Annotated in this window: 7 protein-coding genes; all 7 read left to right on the top strand. The window is 73.1% G+C overall.

The features are described from left to right. The first annotated feature begins 1,542 nt into the window (after positions 1-1,542). Positions 1,543-3,978 (top strand): ATP-binding protein, encoded by a 2,436-nt coding sequence (locus ABZ234_RS29825; protein ID WP_355014231.1) that lies wholly within the window; start codon positions 1,543-1,545, stop codon positions 3,976-3,978. 103 nt (positions 3,979-4,081) lie between these two features. Beyond that, complete coding sequence (locus ABZ234_RS29830) at positions 4,082-4,507, top strand: roadblock/LC7 domain-containing protein (protein WP_267946182.1); 426 nt, start codon at positions 4,082-4,084, stop codon at positions 4,505-4,507. Positions 4,508-4,553: 46 nt separating this feature from the next. Next, the gene (locus ABZ234_RS29835) at positions 4,554-4,913 is read left to right on the top strand and encodes a DUF742 domain-containing protein (protein WP_082768466.1); all 360 of its coding nucleotides are present in this window, start codon (positions 4,554-4,556) and stop codon (positions 4,911-4,913) included. 22 nt (positions 4,914-4,935) lie between these two features. Beyond that, positions 4,936-5,493, top strand: coding sequence for an ATP/GTP-binding protein (locus tag ABZ234_RS29840; protein WP_355014232.1), 558 nt, complete (start codon positions 4,936-4,938; stop codon positions 5,491-5,493). Between the two features lie 60 nt (positions 5,494-5,553). After that, positions 5,554-6,813: a styrene monooxygenase/indole monooxygenase family protein gene (locus tag ABZ234_RS29845; RefSeq protein WP_267946179.1), complete on the top strand. Its 1,260-nt coding sequence runs from the start codon at positions 5,554-5,556 to the stop codon at positions 6,811-6,813. Between the two features lie 457 nt (positions 6,814-7,270). Further along, on the top strand, positions 7,271-15,307 hold the full coding sequence (locus ABZ234_RS29850; protein WP_355014235.1) for an SDR family NAD(P)-dependent oxidoreductase: 8,037 nt from the start codon (positions 7,271-7,273) through the stop codon (positions 15,305-15,307). Beyond that, a partial coding sequence (locus ABZ234_RS29855; RefSeq protein ID WP_355014233.1) for a type I polyketide synthase occupies positions 15,294-17,773 on the top strand: 2,480 nt, incomplete at its 3' end. The genes ABZ234_RS29850 and ABZ234_RS29855, both read left to right, overlap by 14 nt.

Genomic DNA, 17,773 nt, shown 5'->3' on the forward strand with positions numbered 1-17,773 from the left:
GGACGGGTCCGGGCCCGTCCCCGCCCTTCGTGAAATGCCGACCGCTCCTACGCGTGCGCGAGGGGAGGGGCGGTCCCCGCCACGTCGGCGGAAGGGAGGCGACAAGGCCCCTTCGCCTACGCAATCGTCCGCGTTCCGGGATTTTCTCCCCGATCGCCGACGAGCACCGCGAACACCGTTCCCGGGAGGCTCGGAATTGCCCTCGAAACGGCCTGAAGTCGTGGTGGATTCCCAGCTCAGGGCTTATGAGGGGGCCTCGGGTCGGTGTGTGGCGAAGGGCCGGGCGCCGGACGGGCCCGTGGCTCCTCTTCCGCTGCCCCGCCGGAGGAACGCGGAGTCGCGATGGTCGCCGCCGCCGCGCTCCCGCAGGTTGCGTCCACACCATTGCCGTCCAGGATTCGGTCAGATTGTGCGGCATTTTCCGGTCTGTCTGTTGTTGGCGTGAGGGAGGATTTCGCACCTTTCGGCACTCTCTCGCGCCCACCCGCTCGCGAGGTCTCCGCCTCCGCCGCCTCCCCGGCGGCGGGGGGTGCGTCGTTCGGGTGGGCCGCCCCGGTGTGCCGGGAGCGCCTTGTGCGGGTACGCTCCTCGGCAGGCGGTTCCGGGGGCACCGCATCCCCGGTCCACCCCCGCCGCGGGCGGGTCCCGCGTACCGCTGCCGCCCCGGGTTGTGTGTGACGAAGATCGTCGGGACCGGCGAGGGTGGTGGCCCATCGGTCGGCGCAGGTGGACGACCAGTCCTCCAGGGTCGTGTCCGTGCTGGTCACAGCCTCTATCGGACGCGCCGGGCCAAGCGTGTGGAACCGTGCGGACATGTACTTGCGAGGAGCGAATCGGGCAAATGCCCACAAGCTTCTCAAAAGTGATCTGGTGTACGATGTGCGGCGTTCTCGCACGTCAGGAGCGTCCGTCCTGCCGCCTTTCCGATGCTTCCCCGATTCGTCTGCCAAGCCGCGAGACCTTTGTTAGTCTGACGAACCGAACGACGGTTCTCGGTGGAAGTACAGGAATTGTGCGGGGCATGCATACTTGTGGCCGGATTGGGCGTCAGCACCCGTCTGGTCCCCGCGCGCACGGGGGTGCTCCGCCCTCGTCCAGGCGTTCCTCCGGTGCAGGGGGCACCCGGCTGCCACGGGTGCGCCCTCTCGGCCTCCGACGCGGCCACCTCCCAGTTCAGGGGCGGTGGTGCGGGGCCGCCGCCGATCCGCCCACCTGATTCGAGGAGACGAGATTGTGGCAGAGGCGCCGTCACCGCGAGACAGCTCCGGCCCCCGCTCCGGCGGGGACGGACCGATGATGTCGACGGAGGACGGGCAAGGAGCCAAACGAGAAGGAAGGTTCCGCAGGGCCATCTCCCGGATGGTCAGGGTCCAGGAACCGCCGTCACCGGAGACCGAGCAAGGAAATCCCGTGCATCATCCCGTGCATCCGCACTCGCAGACCCCCGGCCGCACGTCGGACCGGGAAGGCGGCCAGCACACTGCCGGTGCCGCTCCCGCAGCCAAGGAGACGGCGGAGTCCGGCGGCGACACCCTCCCGCCCGTGACAGACACCGCCGCCACCGGGCCCTTCTCGGGATCGGCCGAGAACGGATACCGCCCCGCATCCAGGGCGAGCGCTCCCAACCCCTACACGACCCGGCGGGTGAGCAACGTCGACGACGTCGACACCGGCGCCACCCCGGTCACGCAGTGGCGCGGCGTCGGGCTCGACGAGCCCGAACCGCGCAGCCCGCACATCCCCGCCACGACGGACACCATGACCGACACCTCCTCCTCGCCAGAGCGCGCAGAGCGGCCCGAGGCCCCTGCGACGCACACACCGGCCCCCGAGCCCCAGCGCCAGGAGGCCCCCGCCTCCGAGACCAGATGGCCCGAGCCCCGCACGGGAACCCCCCAGGCGGCGCAGCAGGGCCAGGAGGCGTGGCAGCGGCCCGCCGACCGGCCCCAGCAGCCCTCCGCCGGTTCGGGCGAGCCCCGGGCGGAGCGGCCCCAGGCCCCGCAGCCGGAGCGCCCCGAGGCGCCGGCGCCGTCCCCCTACCAGCAGCCGAGCGCCCCGCACGAGCCGCCCGTCCAGGAGCGCTACTCCGAGCAGCGGTACGGCGACGCGCCGCGCGCGGGCCAGCAGTACCCGGGCGACCGGAGCCAGGCCCCGCAGCCCCCCGACGGCCGGTACGCGGCCCCCTACCAGGGCGACGGACGCCACCAGGGCCCGGCCCCGCAGGCCGGCCAGTACCAGGGCGAGGCCCCCCGGGGCGGCCAGTACGGCAACCCCTACGAGCCGCGCTACTCCGGGCACGAGCAGTACCAGCCCCACCCGCAGGCCCCCGCCGGCTACCCGGCGCACCGGCAGGACGCCTACGCGCCCCCGCCGCCCCCGCAGTACGGCGCCTACGCGCCGCCGCAGGGCCAGCCCGTGCCGCCGCAGCACGCGCCCTACCCGGCGCCGTACCCGCAGCAGCCCGTGGTCGCCTACCCGAGTCCCTACCCGATGCCCTTCCAGCCGCCCGGCTACGTGCTCCACGGCCAGCCGGTCTTCTACCCGGGGCAGTACAACCCCTACGGCCAGCCCGTCCAGCACGTCATCGTGCTCGCCGCCGGGCAGCAGCCGCAGGTGATCACCACCGAGTCCGCCAGTGCGCTGCTGGCCGAGCACGCCGGGCGCACCACCGCCGAGGAGGTGCGGGAGGACAGGGCGGCCGAGCGGGCCAGGGCCGTGGAGGAGGCCGCGCCCGCCCCCGCGGTCGCCGCGGAGCCCGAGCCCAAGGCCGTCACCGGGGCCCCGGCCGCCCCGATCGAGGCCTCCGAGCCCGGCACGGCCGCCGCCCCCGAGGAGGAGCGGGCCCCGGCGCAGCCGGAGGCCCCCAGCGACCTCCCCGAGCGCGCCGCGCTCGTCGAGGAGATCGCCGCGCTGCGCGGCAAGCAGGGCACCCTCCTCAACGAGGCGCTCGCCGGCCTGGCGATGCGCGACCTCTCGCTCGTGGACGCGCTGCTGGAGATGGTCGAGGAACTGGAGACCGACGCCCAGGACCCCGACCTGCTCGACAAGCTCTTCCAGATCGACAACTTCGCGACCCGGATGCGGCGCAACGGGGAGAACCTCCTGGTGCTCACCGGACACGACGGCGGCGAGTCCGACGCCCACGACGAGATCGTCCCCCTGCTCGACGTCGCCCGCGCGGCCACGTCCGAGATCAAGGACTACCCCAGGGTCCGCCTGGGCAAGCTCCCGCAGACCTCCATCACCGGTATGGCGGCCGACGACATCAGCCACCTCCTCGCCGAGCTGCTGGACAACGCCACCGCCAACTCGCCCGAGCACTCCCAGGTCGTGATCAGCGGCCAGGAGATGGACGACGGCCGCCTCATGATCGTCGTCGAGGACGAGGGCGTGGGCATCCCCGAGAACCAGCTGGCCGAGCTCAACGCCCGCCTGGGCGGTCAGCCGGTCCTCGACGACGAGGTGCCCCGCCACATGGGCCTCTACGTCGCGAGCCGGATCGCGATCAAGCACGGGCTGGAGACCAGACTCGAATCCCGGTCCTTCCGCGGGGTGAGCGCCTACGCGATCATCCCCAAGGAGCTGCTGCGCGTGGCCACCCCCCGCACGCCCGGACAGGCGCGCACGTCCACGATCCCGACGGTCAAGGCCCCCGCGGCCCCCGTCGCCCCGGCGGCCCCCCGGCCCATCCCGGGCACCGGCGCGAACGGGGCCCCCGCGGCAGCCCCCAAGGAAGGCGCGGCCTCCGCGGTCACCGCGGCCGGGCTGCCCCGGCGCAGCGCCACCCCGCACGGCTCTCCCCTGCGGAGGATGCCGCGCCCCGGGACGGTCACGGAACCCCCCAAGGGCCGCGCCGACACCCCGCCCAAGCTGACGGGGGAGGCCAGGGCCGCGCAGATCCGCGACGAGCTCGGCGACTTCCTCGAAGGGGAGCGCGCCGCTCTGGAGGGCGAGGAGATCGAGGGCGACGACAAGTGACGCCACCGTTCCCCAGGGGCTCACAGGAGCACCCCCCGGTGTGCACGCACACCCTCCGTACACAGCGAACCCGATACTCGGCCGAGGCAGGTAGGACACAACGATGACTGAATCCGTGAACGACAGCGTGGAGAACTTCTCGTGGCTCATCGACCGGTTCGTCCGGGACGTGCGGGGCGTCGAGCACGCCGTGGTGGTCTCGTCCGACGGCCTGGTCCTGACCCACTCCAGTGACTTCCCCGAGGAGCACGCCGAGCAGCTCGCGGCCATCGCCAGCGGTCTGCACAGCCTCGCGGTCGGTGGAGCCCAACTGTTCCAGCGCGGTGAGTGCGAGCAGCTGCTCGTGCGCTTCAACCACGGCCACCTCTTCATCATGGCCATCAGCGACGGTTCCTGCATGGCGGTCCTCACCGCCCCCGGCACGGAACTCAAGCTCGTCGGCTTCCAGATGGCCAAGCTGGTCGAGAACGTGGCCCACGTTCTCACGCCGCAGCTGCGCTCGCAGCTGCGCGAAGTCATCCAGAACTGACGAGGGTGACCCGTGACGGTTCGGCAGGAATGAGGTTGCTGCGGCTATGAGCTTCCGCAGGCGAAGGAGTAACCGTGTCCGCCCGTTCACCTTCACCGGTGGGCGGACGCGGTCACGGCATCCGCTGATGGTGCAGACCCTGGTCTCGACGTCCGAGCCCGGGCAGGAACCTCCTGGCACCCTCATGCCGGAGTCGATCAACATCTACAAACTGTGCCGGGAGACCCGGTCGCTCGCCGAGGTGTCGGCCGAGCTGAACATCCCCCTGGGCGTCACACAGGTACTGGTCAGCGACCTGGCCGAGCAGGACCTCGTGTACATCCACCCGACCATCACCGGCAGCAGTCCATCGGAAAACCAGGTTCTGGAGAGGGCTCTTCGTGGTCTCGAACGACTTTTCCAGTGACAAGCGGTCGAATCGCAAGAAGATGTCGAGCAAGATCGTCATCGCCGGTGGCTTCGGCGCCGGCAAGACGACCTTGGTGCGCTCGGTGTCGGAGATTCCCCCGGTCACGACAGAGGCGATCATGACCGAGGCGAGCGTCGGACACGACGACACCTCGGTCACCCCCGACAAGACGACCACCACCGTCGCGATGGACTTCGGCCGCATCACCATCGACGACGAGCTGGTCATGTACATGTTCGGAACCCCGGGCCAGGCCCGGTTCTGGTTCATGTGGGACGACCTCGTCCGCGGTGCCGTGGGCGCCGTCGTCGTGGTCGACTGCCGAAGGCTCGCGGACTCCTTCGACGCCGTCGACTACTTCGAGACGAACAAGCGCATCCCCTACATCGTGGCGCTGAACAAGTTCGAGGGCCACCTCGACTACACCTCCGAGCAGGTCCGCGAGGCCCTGGAGGTCAGTCCCGAGGTGCCGATCATCGACTTCGACGCCCGCAACCGCCTGTCCAGGGGCGATGTGCTCAAGGCACTTCTCAGGTACGCCCTGGAGCACAACCGCACCAGCGAGCCCGTCGCCTGACGGGTGGGGAGGCCTCGGCCTCCCCACGGCCCCGTAGATTCCCCAGGAAAGTTAGCGAACATGCGCAAGATCCTTATCGTCGGCGCGGGTCACGCCGGCCTGCACCTGGCTCACGGTCTCCTGAACCACGGCTACGACGTCACGGTGATCACGGGGCAGTCCTCGCTGGAGATCAGGACCGGCAAACCCTCCATCTCCCAGTTCACCTTCCCCACGGCCCTGGAGTGCGAGCGCAAGTTCGACCTCGACTTCTGGAGCGCGCTCTCACCGCAGATCCGCGAGCAGAAGCTGGCCGTGTACAGGGAGGGGCAGCCCGTGATGGCCGTGAAGGGGCGCTCCGACCCCGGCAACGGCTACTCGGTGTCGGTCGACCGCCGGGTGAAGATGGCCGACTGGCTGGAGTCCTTCGAGGACCGGGGCGGCAAGGTCGTGATCCACGGCGTCACGGTGACCGACCTGGACTACTTCTCCCGGATGTTCGACCTGATCGTCGTCGCGGTCGGCCACGGCGAGCTGGGCCAGCTCTTCGACTACGACGACAGCCGCTTCAGCGGGACGCGGCCCAGGGCTCTCGCCCAGGCCTACGTCTACGACCTGTGGCCCCCGGACACGGGGGACTCGGCGAACATCGGCTGGTTCGGGGTGACGGAGGAGGCCGGGAACATCCTCCTGCTCCCGATGCTCACCCAGGAGGGGCCCGCCCACAACATCCTCCTGGTGGACAAGAAGGGCGGCCCGATGGACGCCTGGCCGGACCGGCCGGGCCCCGAGGAGCAGCTGCGGCGCATGAAGGACCTCATGCGCAAGTACGCCCCTGAGTTCTTCGAGCGAGCCAAGGACGCCGTCCTGATGGACGGCCGCAGCACCCTCGTCGAAGACCTCACCCCCCAGGTGCGCAACCCGGTGGGGACCCTGCCGTCCGGCGGCAAGGTCATCGGCATGGCCGACGTGGTGGTGACCATGGACCCGTTCGTGGGACAGAGCTGGAACAACTCCACACGGTGTGCCGAGGCCTACCTGGAGAGCATCATCGAACGCGGTGACCAGGTGTTCGACGAAGAGTTCATGATCACAGCCTTCGACCGCTTCTGGGAATTCGGACAGGACAACCAGGAGTGGGCCGAGTTCGCCTCGTCGATGGTCGAGCAGGCTCTGCCCGAGCACATCATGAACGTCATGAACGCGGCGTCCGAGTTTCCCGAGATCGCCGATCGGTGGATTCAGGGATGGGACTGCCCGTCGGACTACAAGACGTGGATGTTCGATCCCGTGGTCGCCGAGAGGTACATCAGCGAGGTCCGGGCCCGGCACGCCGGCTGATCCCGGCCCACGTCCGGTGCTTCAGGCCCGGCGCCTCTCGGGCGCCGGGCCTTTTCGCGTATCACACGGGGTGTCCCACGGCTGAGGCGGGGTGACGGGATGAATTGTTGCTTCGCCATTAATCGTTTACTCTCCTGACCGAAATTATCTGTCCGAAAGGGAACCCTCTATTGTCAGTGCTCCTAATCAGGGGTTACGCTCTAGCGAGTTGGATCCCGTTTGACCCCGAATGGTGTTTCCTGGGGTAGTTCTTGTGGTCCTCAGAAGCTCCGGGGCTCGGTACTCCCCAGTGTGTGAATACCGCCCCGGTCCAGTGTTCACGGCGTGCATTTGCACGGGCAGGGCACCGGCCCTCGGCGGTGTCCGGAACATCGAGGACAGTCGAGAGTGAAGGGCAGCGAACGTGAGTGGCGGACCTGCAGGAACCCTGACCAATAGTTCCTGGGAGCCCATCGCCATCGTGGGGATATCCTGCCGCCTGCCGGGCGCCGGCACGCCGGAGGCGTTCTGGAGGATGCTGAGCGAGGGGCGGGAGGCGATCTCGCCGCCCCCCGAGCGCCTGGGCGGGGGCTCCGCGGAGCGCGGACCGGAGTGGGGGGGCTACCTCCACGACGCGGAGTGCTTCGACGCCGGGTTCTTCGGCATCTCACCACGCGAGGCCCTGGCCATGGACCCCCAGCAACGGCTCATGCTCGAGTTGGGCTGGGAAGCGGTGGAGCGGTCCCGGACGGCCCCCGGAGCGCTGCGCGACGCCCGCGTGGGCGTGTTCGCCGGCGCGATCAACTCCGACTACGCGCTCCTCCACGACCGCGGCGGCTCCGAAGCCATCACCCACCACACCCTGACCGGCACCAACCGGGGCATGATCGCGAACCGGCTCTCCCACTTCCTGGGACTGCGCGGCCCCAGCCTCACCGTGGACTCCGGACAGTCCTCCGCCCTGGTCAGCGTGCACCTGGCGGTCGAGAGCCTGCGCCGGGGCGAGTCCGACCTCGCCCTGGCCGGCGGCGTCAACCTGATCCTGGTCCCCGAGAGCACCGAGCGCGTCGCCCGCTTCGGGGGCCTGTCGCCCAGCGCCCGCAGCCACACCTTCGACTCCCGGGCCGACGGCTACGTGCGCGGCGAGGGCGGCGCCGTCGTCGTGCTCAAACCACTGGGCCGTGCGCTGGCGGAGGGCGACCGCGTCCACGCCGTCATCCACGGCGGAGCGGTCAACCACTCCGGCGCCACCGAGTACCTCACCAGGCCCACGGTCGAGGGCCAGGCCGACGTGGCCCGTGCGGCCTACGCCAACGCGGGCAAGGAGCCCGGCCAGGTCGCCTACGTGGAACTGCACGGCACCGGCACCCCGGCGGGCGACCCCGTTGAGGCCGCAGCCCTCGGCGAGGTGTTCGCCGAGGGCCGGGAGGAACCGCTGCGCGTGGGCTCTGCCAAGACCAACGTGGGCCACCTGGAGGGCGCCTCGGGCATCGTCGGGCTGATCAAGACCGCCCTCGGCCTGGAGCACCAGCAGATCCCCCCGACCCTGAACTTCAGCGAGCCCCACCCCGCCATCGACCTCGACGCCCTGGGCCTGGCGGTGCAGACCCGACGCGAGCCCTGGCCGAGCCACGCCCCCCTGGCGGGGGTGTCCTCCTTCGGCATGGGCGGCGCCAACTGCCACCTGGTCCTCGGCCCCGCCCCCGTCGCCGGCCGAGCCACCGCCGAGACGCCCGCGTCGCGCACCCTGGACCCTGTCCCGTGGGTGCTGACGGGACGCTCCGAGGAGGCGCTGCGCGCCCAGGCCTCGGCCCTGCACGCCTACGTGTCCGCCAACCCCGGCGTCCGGGCCCGCGACGTCGGCCTCTCCCTGGCCACCACCAGGGACGTGTTCGAGCACCGCGCCGTGGTCTTCGCCGCGGGAGAGGGCGGGACCAGGGAGCTGGAGTCCGTGCGCCCCGAGGGCCCCGCCGTCGTGGGCGGACCCGGACCGGTCCTCGTCTTCCCCGGTCAGGGCGGGCAGTGGCTCGGCATGGGCCGCGACCTGCTCGACGGGGAGGGGGCCATGGCCGAGGAGTTCACCCGCAGCGTCGCCGAGTGCGAACGCGCGCTGGACCCCTACGTGGACTGGGCGCTCACCTCCGTCCTGCGCGGTGAGCCGCAGGCCCCGCCCCTGACCGGCGGCCAGGCACGGGCGGACGTCGTCCAGCCGGTGCTGTGGGCGGTCATGGTCTCCCTCGCCCGGGTGTGGGAGTCCCTCGGTGTGCAGCCCTCGGCGGTGGTCGGGCACTCCCAGGGCGAGCTGGCGGCCGCGTGCGTGGCCGGCGCGCTCACCCTGGACGAGGCGGCCCGGATCGTGGCGCTGCGCAGCCGTGCCCTGACCGCGCTCGCGGGCAGCGGGGCCATGGCCTCGCTGGGCGTCACCCCCCCGGAGGCGGAGAAACTGGCCCGCTCCCTGCCCGACCTGCACGTGGCGGCCGTCAACGGCCCCTCGTCCGTGGTGGTGTCGGGGAACCCGCACTCGGTGCGCGAGGCCGTGGAGCGCTGCGTGGACGGCGGAGCACACGGAGCCCTGGTCGACGTGGACTACGCGTCGCACTCCGCCCACGTGGAGCGCATCCGCGACAGCGTCACCCAGTACCTCGGGAAGGTGCGCTGGCGCCGTCCGCGGATCCCCGTCTACTCCACGCTCACCGGCGGGGAACTGGGCAGGACCCCCATGGACGCGGCGTACTGGTACTCCGGGCTGCGCAACCCCGTCCTGTTCGCCGACGCCGTCGACGCCCTGGTGGCGGACGGCCACCGGATCTTCCTGGAGGTGGGCCCGCACCCGGTGCTGGCGCACGGAGTCCGCGGCTCCCTGGAGCGCGCGGGCGTCTCCGGCCACGTGCTCAAGACCCTGCGGCGCGGCGAGGGGGACGAGGCGCAACTGCTCACGGCCGCGGCCCGCGCCTTCAGCGCGGGCGTGGACATCGACTGGCCCGTGCTGTTCGAGGGCACCGGCGCGCGCCGCACGGACCTTCCCACCTACCAGTTCCAGCGCAGGGCCTTCTGGCCGGAAGGGGCCGACGGGCTCCGCCACGAGGGCTCGGTGAGCTGGGCCCCGCCGCAGCCGGCCGCCGGGGAGGGCGGGGCCGGAGCACCCCGCACGGAGACGGTCGCCGGCCTGGTGTACGCGTGCACGGCACGCGTCCTGGACCGCGACGCGCTCGACCCGGGGGACGAGCACCGGGCGTTCCGGGACCTGGGCTTCGACTCCGTCATGACGCTCGAACTGCGGGACGCGGTCCAGGCGGCCACCGGCGTTCGGCTGGACGACACCCTCCTGTTCGAGGTGCCCACCCCGGCCGGGCTGGCGGACTTCCTCACCGGCGAACTGGGCGGCGACGAGATCACGACGGCAGGGGAGGCCGGGCCCGAACGGCCCGCCGCGACGGGCCGTCGGCCGGAGTCCGCCGGGGTCCGGCCCGTCCGGGAGCCCGCCGCGGACGACCCCATCGCCATCACGGCCATGGCCTGCCGCCTGCCGGGCGGCGCGTCCTCGCCGGAGGAGCTGTGGCGCCTGGTCGAAGAGGGCGTGGACGCCGTCGGGGACTTCCCCGACAACCGGTTCTGGGACCTGGACGCCCTCTACGACCCCGAACCCGGGACCCCCGGCCGCACCTACACCCGCCGGGGCGGGTTCCTGTACGACGCCGACATGTTCGACGCCGACTTCTTCGGGATCTCCCCGCGCGAGGCCGACGCCATGGACCCCCAGCAGCGGCTGCTCCTGGAGACCTCCTGGGAGGCGGTCCAGCGAGCCGGGCTCTCCACCGACGACCTGCGCGGGGAGCAGGTCGGCGTGTTCGTCGGCGCGATGCCCGGCGACTACGGCCCCCGGCTGTCCGACCCCGCGGGGCAGGGAGACGCCGGGTACCGGCTCACCGGTTCGACGATGAGCGTGGCCTCCGGGCGCGTCGCCTACGTGCTCGGGCTGAGGGGCCCGGCGCTCACCATCGACACCGCCTGCTCCTCCTCCCTGGTGGCCCTCCACCAGGCGGCGGAGGCGATCCGCAGGGGCGAGTGCGCGATGGCGCTCGCCGGCGGCGTCACCGTGATGTCCTCGCCCGGCATGTTCCTGGAGTTCTCCGCCCAGCGCGGGCTGTCCGCCGACGGCCGGTGCAAGGCCTTCTCCGACGACGCGGACGGAACCGCGTGGGCGGAGGGCGCCGGGATGCTCCTCCTGGAGCGCGCCTCCCGGGCGAGGCGGGCCGGACGGCCCGTCCTGGCCCTGCTCCGCGGCAGCGCGGTCAACTCCGACGGCGCCAGCAACGGGCTCACCGCCCCCAACGGCAAGGCACAGGAGGACGTCATCGAGCGGGCCCTGGCCGCCTCCGGGCTGGAGGCCGGCGAGGTGGACGCCGTGGAGGCCCACGGCACCGGTACCCGGCTCGGCGACCCGATCGAGGCCAGGGCGCTCATCTCCGTGTACGGCCGTGGCAGGGGCGACGGCGCCGAGCCGCTGCGCCTGGGCTCGCTCAAGTCCAACATCGGGCACGCGCAGGCCGCCGCCGGCGTCGCCGGGGTGATCAAGACCGTGCAGGCCCTGCGCCACGGGCGCCTGCCCAGGACCCTCCACGCCGACGCCCCCACCAGCAGGGTGGGCTGGGACGGCAGCGGGGTGCGCCTGCTCACCGAGAACGAACCCTGGCCCGACACCGGCCGCCCCCGGCGCGCGGCGGTGTCCTCCTTCGGTATCAGCGGGACCAACGCCCACCTCGTCCTGGAGGGGGTCTCCGACGAGGGCGCCCCCGTCCTGCTGCCGGACCTGCCCTTCCGGCGCCGCAGGCACTGGGCGCCGCCCGTCACGGCCCCCGCCCCGACCGGTACCGCGCTGCTCGCGGACGAGGGGCTGGAACTTGCCGACGGCTCCACCGTGTTCACGGGAGCGGTCGGCGCAGCCGACCACCCCTGGACCGCCGACCACGGGCTGCTGGGCCGGACCATCCTCCCGGGGACGGCCCTGGCCGAACTCGCCCTGCACGCGGGCGCGCGCACCGGGAGCCCGGTCGTCACCGACCTGACCCTGGAGACGCCCCTGGCCCTGCCCCGGAACGGGGCGGCCGCGGTGCAGGTGACCGTGGGCGGACCGGACCGGCAGGGACGCCGCGAGGTGGGCGTCCACTCGCGCCGGGAGGGCGGCGGGGGGTGGACCCGGCACGCCTCCGGCATGCTCGAACCCGAGGACGACGCGAGTGCCTGGGGTGCCGGGGCCGGAGCAGCGGGGACGGGTTCCACCGAGGCGACGCCCACCTGGTCGACGGCCGGCGCCTCCCCCCTGGAGTTCGACGCCGACGCCGAGTACCAGGGCCTGGCCCGGCGCGGCTACGCCTACGGCCCCGTTTTCCGGGGCCTGCGCCGCGCCTGGCGCGACCGGGACGGAGCGCTCCTGGCCGAGGTCGCCCTGCCCGGCCGCACGCGCGGTACCTTCGAGGGGCCCCACCCGGCCCTGCTGGACGCCGCCCTGCACGCGGTGCTCCTGTTCGGCTCCTCCGGGGGCGGGGTGCCACTGGTCCCCTTCGCCTGGACCGGGGTCCGGACGGTCTCTGCCGTCGCACCGCCCGCCGAGCTGCGGGTGCGGTGGGAGGCGCTCGGCCGGGACCGCCACCGGCTCACCGCCTTCGACGGTGACGGGGCGCGCGTCCTGACCGTCGACGAGCTCGTCATGCGCCCCGTCGACACCGACGCCCTCCCGCAGTCGCCGGAGGAGCCCGGACTGTACCGGCTGCGGTGGGAGGCCCTGGAAGCGCCAGATCCGGGGCGGGACATCCCGACCGGCCTCGCCTCCCTGGACGCCTTGGACCCCGACGGGCCCGTGCCCGACGTGGTCTACGCCGAACTCCCGCCGCGCGCGGTCTACGCCGACCACGGATCGGTCCCCGACGCCGTGCGCGAGGGGCTGCGCTCGGCCCTGGGGTCGGTGCGCTCGTGGCTGTCCGACGAGCGTACGGGGCACGCACGCCTGGTGCTGGTGACCTGGCGCGCGGTGGTGGCCCACCCCGACGACCGGCTCAGCGGCCTCGCGGCGTCCCCGGCGTGGGGCCTGCTGCGCTCGGCCCAGCGCGAGCACCCCGACCGCCTGGTGATCGTCGACTCCGACGGCTCCGAGGACTCCCACAGGGCGCTGGCCACCGTCGCGGACCTGGGCGAGCCCCAGCTGGCGCTGCGGTCGGGCGGGGTCCTGGTACCCCGCCTCGCCCCGGCGGAGGAGGAGGGGGCGCCCTCCCCGGCCGGCGCCCTGTGGCGGCTCGGCAGCCGTGGGGCCGGGTCACTGGACTCCCTCGCACCGGTGCCCGCCCCGGAGGCGGCCGCGCCGCTGGGGGAGGGACAGGTGCGCATCTCCGTCCGCGCCGCCGGCGTGAACTTCCGCGACGTCGTGGTCGCGCTCGGCATGGTCGACGACGACTACGGGATGGGGCTCGAAGGGGCGGGGATCGTCCTGGAGACCGGCCCCGGGGTCACCGACCTGGAGCCGGGGGACCGGGTCACGGGCATGTTCGGCGGGGCCTTCGGCCCGATGGCGGTGGCCGACCGCCGCCACATCACCCGCATCCCCGAGGGCTGGTCCTTCGAGCAGGCGGCCGCCGTGCCGGTCGTCTACCTGACCGCCTACCACGGCCTGGTCGACCTTGCGGCGGTGCGTCCGGGAGAGAGCGTCCTGGTGCACGCGGCCGCGGGCGGCGTGGGCCTGGCGGCGGTCCAGCTCGCCCGCCACATGGGGGCCAGGGTGTTCGCCACCGCCAGCCCCCACAAGTGGCCGGTCCTGGAGGACTTCGGTCTGGAGAAGAAGCACCTGGCCTCCTCACGCACCCTCGACTTCGAGTCCTCCCTGCGCGCCGCCAACGGCGGGCGCGGCATGGACGTGGTCCTGAACTCGCTCACCGGTGAGTTCGTCGACGCCTCGCTGAGGCTCCTGGCCACTCCCGGCGGAACCTCGGGGGCCGGCGGCCGCTTCGTGGAAATGGGTCGGACCGACATCCGCACCGACGAGGCGGTCTCCGCCGCCCACCCGGGGCGCGGCTACCAGTCCTTCCTCCTGCCCGACGTGGATCCGGCACGGATCGGACAGATGCTCGAACGGATCATGGAGCTCTTCTCGTCCGGGGCCCTCACACCCCTGCCGATGACCGTCCGGGACGTCCGGGACGCCAAGGAGGCGTTCGGCGTCCTGGAACGCGGCGAGAACGTCGGCAAGATCGTCCTGAGCGTGCCGGCGCCCTTCCCCCAGGAGGGCACCGTGCTGGTCACCGGTGGCACCGGGACCCTCGGCCACCAGGTGGCCCGCCACCTGGTCACCCGGTACGGCGTGCGCGACCTGACCCTGGTCAGCCGCAGCGGCGCCGCCGCCGACGGGCAGGACGCGCGGACCGGCGAACTGCGCGGACTCGGCGCGCGCGTGGGCGTCCACGCCTGCGACACGGCCGACCGCGACTCCCTGGCCCGGCTGCTCGACGGCCTGCCCGGCGACCGCCCGCTGAGCGCCGTCGTGCACACCGCAGGCGTGCTCGACGACGCCACCGTGCTCTCCCTCGGGCCCGACCAGCTGGAGACGGTCCTGCGGCCCAAGGTCGACGCCGCCTGGAACCTGCACGAGCTCACCGCCGACCTGGACCTGGGCGCGTTCGTCCTCTTCTCCTCGGTGACGGGCACCCTGGGCAGCCCCGGCCAGGCCAACTACGCCGCGGCCAACGTCTTCTGCGACGCCCTGGCGCACCACCGGCGCGAACGCGGGCTCCCCGCCACGTCCCTGGCCTGGGGGCTGTGGGGCGAGGCGAGCGGGATGACCGGCCACCTGGACGGCGGCGACCTGGACACCCTCGGCCGGAACGGCCTGCTGCCGATGCCGACCGACCGCGCACTGGCCGCGATGGACCGGGCCCTGTACCTGGGGCACGAGAACGTCGTCCCCGCCCTGCTCGACCTGGAGAACGGCCCCGTGCTCCAGGTCCTGGGCGGACTCGCCGACCGGAGAGCCGCCGAGGGCGGCGCCGAGCGGACCGGGGAGGCCCCCCTGGGGGCCGACCGGTTCGCGGACCTGAGCGGGCCCGAGCGCGAGCGGGCGCTGCTCGCCGAGGTCCGCACGCACACGGCCGTCGTGCTCGGGCGGGCGGAACAGGAGGGGGCGTCAGGTGTTCCGGCGGACCGCCCCTTCCGGGAGCTCGGACTGGACTCGCTGACCGGGGTCGAACTGCGCAACCGGCTCGGCGCCCTCTCCGGCCTCCGCCTGCCCGCGACCGCCGTGTTCGACCACCCGACCCCCCGCGCACTGGCCCGGCTCATCGCCGGAAGGCTGTTCCCCGACGAGCCGGCGGCGCCGGAACCGGCCCGTACCGGGGAGACCGAGAAGGAGACCGACGACCCCGGCGCCAGCGACATCGACGACATGGACGTGGAGGACCTGCTGGGGCTCGCCCTGGCAGCCGACGACACCGCGCCCGAGGGTGAACAGGAGACGGTTGATGGCTATCAGTAACGATCAGGACAGCAAGCTCGTCGCGGCCCTGCGCGCCGCGCTCAAGAAGAACGAGCGCCTGCGCGAGGAGCTCGACCGCGCGCCGGAGCCGATCGCGATCGTCGGTATGGGCTGCCGTCTCCCCGGAGGGATAGACACCCCCGAAGCCCTGTGGGACCTGCTGGAGCGCGGCGGCGAGGCACTGGGCCCCCTGCCCTCCGACCGGGGCTGGGACCTGGACGCCCTCCTGGGCAAGGACGGGGAGGAGGGCGGGTCGGCCATGGCGCAGGGCGCGTTCCTCGACGACCCGGCCGCCTTCGACCCCGCTTTCTTCGGGATCTCCCCGAAGGAGGCCGAGGCGATGGACCCCCAGCAGCGGCTCCTCCTCGAAGTGGCCTGGGAGGCCGTCGAGAACGCGGGGATCCCGCCGCAGACCCTGGCCGGCGGAGACGCCGGCGTGTGGGTCGGGGCCATCGCGCAGGAGTACGGGCCCCGGCTGACCGAGGCGCCCGGCGACGGGTTCGCGATCACCGGCACCACCAACAGCGTCGCCTCCGGCCGGCTGTCCTACGTCCTGGGCCTGACCGGCCCCGCCGTCACGGTGGACACCGCCTGCTCCTCCTCTCTGGTGGCCGTGCATCTGGCCGTGCGGGCGCTGCGTGCCGATGAATGCTCACTCGCACTCGCCGGCGGTGCGACGGTGATGGCCACTCCCGGTGTCCTGACCGAGTTCACCCACCTCAGGGGCCTCGCCTCCGACGGCCGCTGCAAGGCCTTCGGGGCCGGGGCCGACGGCGCGGGCTTCTCTGAGGGGGCCGGAATGGTCGCTCTGGAGCGCCTGTCGGACGCGCGGCGCAACGGGCACCGGGTGCTGGCGGTGATCCGGGGCGGTGCGGTCAACCAGGACGGCGCCTCCAACGGCCTGACCGCGCCCAACGGCCCCTCCCAGGAGCGGGTCATCGCCCGCGCGCTGGAGGACGCCAGGCTCACCCCGGCCGACGTCGACCTCGTCGAGGCCCACGGGACCGGGACCGCGCTAGGCGACCCCATCGAGGCGCAGGCGCTGATCTCCGCCTACGGTCCGGGCCGGGCGGGCGGCCACCCCCTGTGGCTGGGCTCGCTCAAGTCCAACCTCGGCCACCCCCAGGCGGCCGCGGGGATCGCCGGGCTCATCAAGCTCGTCCTCGCGCTGCGCCACGGGGTGCTGCCGCGGACGCTCCACGTCGCCGAGCCCACACCGTTCGTGGACTGGTCCTCCGGCGCCGTGGAGCTCCTCACCGAGGCGCGGCCGTGGCCGGAGACCGGCCGCCCCCGGCGCGCGGCGGTCTCCTCCTTCGGGATGAGCGGCACCAACGCCCACCTCGTCCTGGAGCAGGCGCCCACGGAGGAGCGGTCCGGCGCTTCCGAGCCCGGCACCCAGGACGCCCCCGTGCGCGCAGGTGCGGACCAGGCCGCCCGTCCGGCCGCGGAAAGCGGCCCCGGAGGGGCGGAGCGCGTCCGCGGCCCCGTGCTCTGGCCCCTGTCCGCGCGCGGCGGCGCGGCACTGGCCGACCAGGCCGCCCGTCTGCGGGACCGGGTGGGGGCGGATCCCGGTCTGGACCCGGTGGACGTGGGGTGGTCGCTGGCGACCACCCGCACGGCCTTCGACGACAGGGCCGTGGTGCTGGGCGACGGCCGTGCCGACCTCCTCGACGGGCTCCGGGCCCTCGCCGAGGGGCGTCCCACTCCTGCCGTGGTGACGGGGCGAGCTGCCCCCGACCGGATGCCCGTCCTCGTCTTCCCTGGTCAGGGGGGTCAGTGGGAGGGGATGGCGGTGGAGTTGTTGGATTCCTCGCCGGTGTTCGCGGAGCGGATCGCGGAGTGTGAGCGGGCGTTGGCGCCGTATGTGGAGTGGTCGCTGGTCTCGGTGTTGCGGGGGGAGGAGGGTGCGCCTTCGTTGGAGCGTGTGGATGTGGTGCAGCCGGTGCTGTGGGCGGTGATGGTCGCCCTGGCGGAGCTGTGGCTCTCGCACGGTCTGCGTCCGGCTGCGGTGGTGGGGCATTCGCAGGGGGAGGTGGCGGCGGCGTGTGTGTCGGGTGCGCTGTCGTTGGAGGACGGGGCGAGGGTGGCGGCGCTGCGCAGCCGGGCCGTCCTGGAGCTGTCCGGAACCGGTGCAATGGTCGCCGTCGCCCTTCCCGAGGCCCGGGTCCGCGAGGACCTGGACGCCTGGGACGGACGCCTGCACGTGGCCGTGGTCAACAGCCCCTCCTCGACCGTGATCGCCGGTGAGACGGAGGCGGTGGTCCGCCTGGCCAAGGAGTATGAGGAGTCGGGGGTGCGTGTTCGTCGGATCGCGGTGGACTATGCCTCGCATACCCCGCATGTGGAGCGTTTGCGGGGGTCGTTGGCGTCCGCGTTGGCGGGGGTGGTCTCGCGGCGTCCGGAGATCCCGTTCTACTCGGCGGTGACGGGTCGTCCGGTGGTCGCGGGGGAGTTGGACGCGGGGTA

This window comes from Nocardiopsis sp. NPDC006198, from assembly GCF_040613895.1.
GTDB classification, from domain to species: Bacteria; Actinomycetota; Actinomycetes; order Streptosporangiales; family Streptosporangiaceae; genus Nocardiopsis; species Nocardiopsis tropica.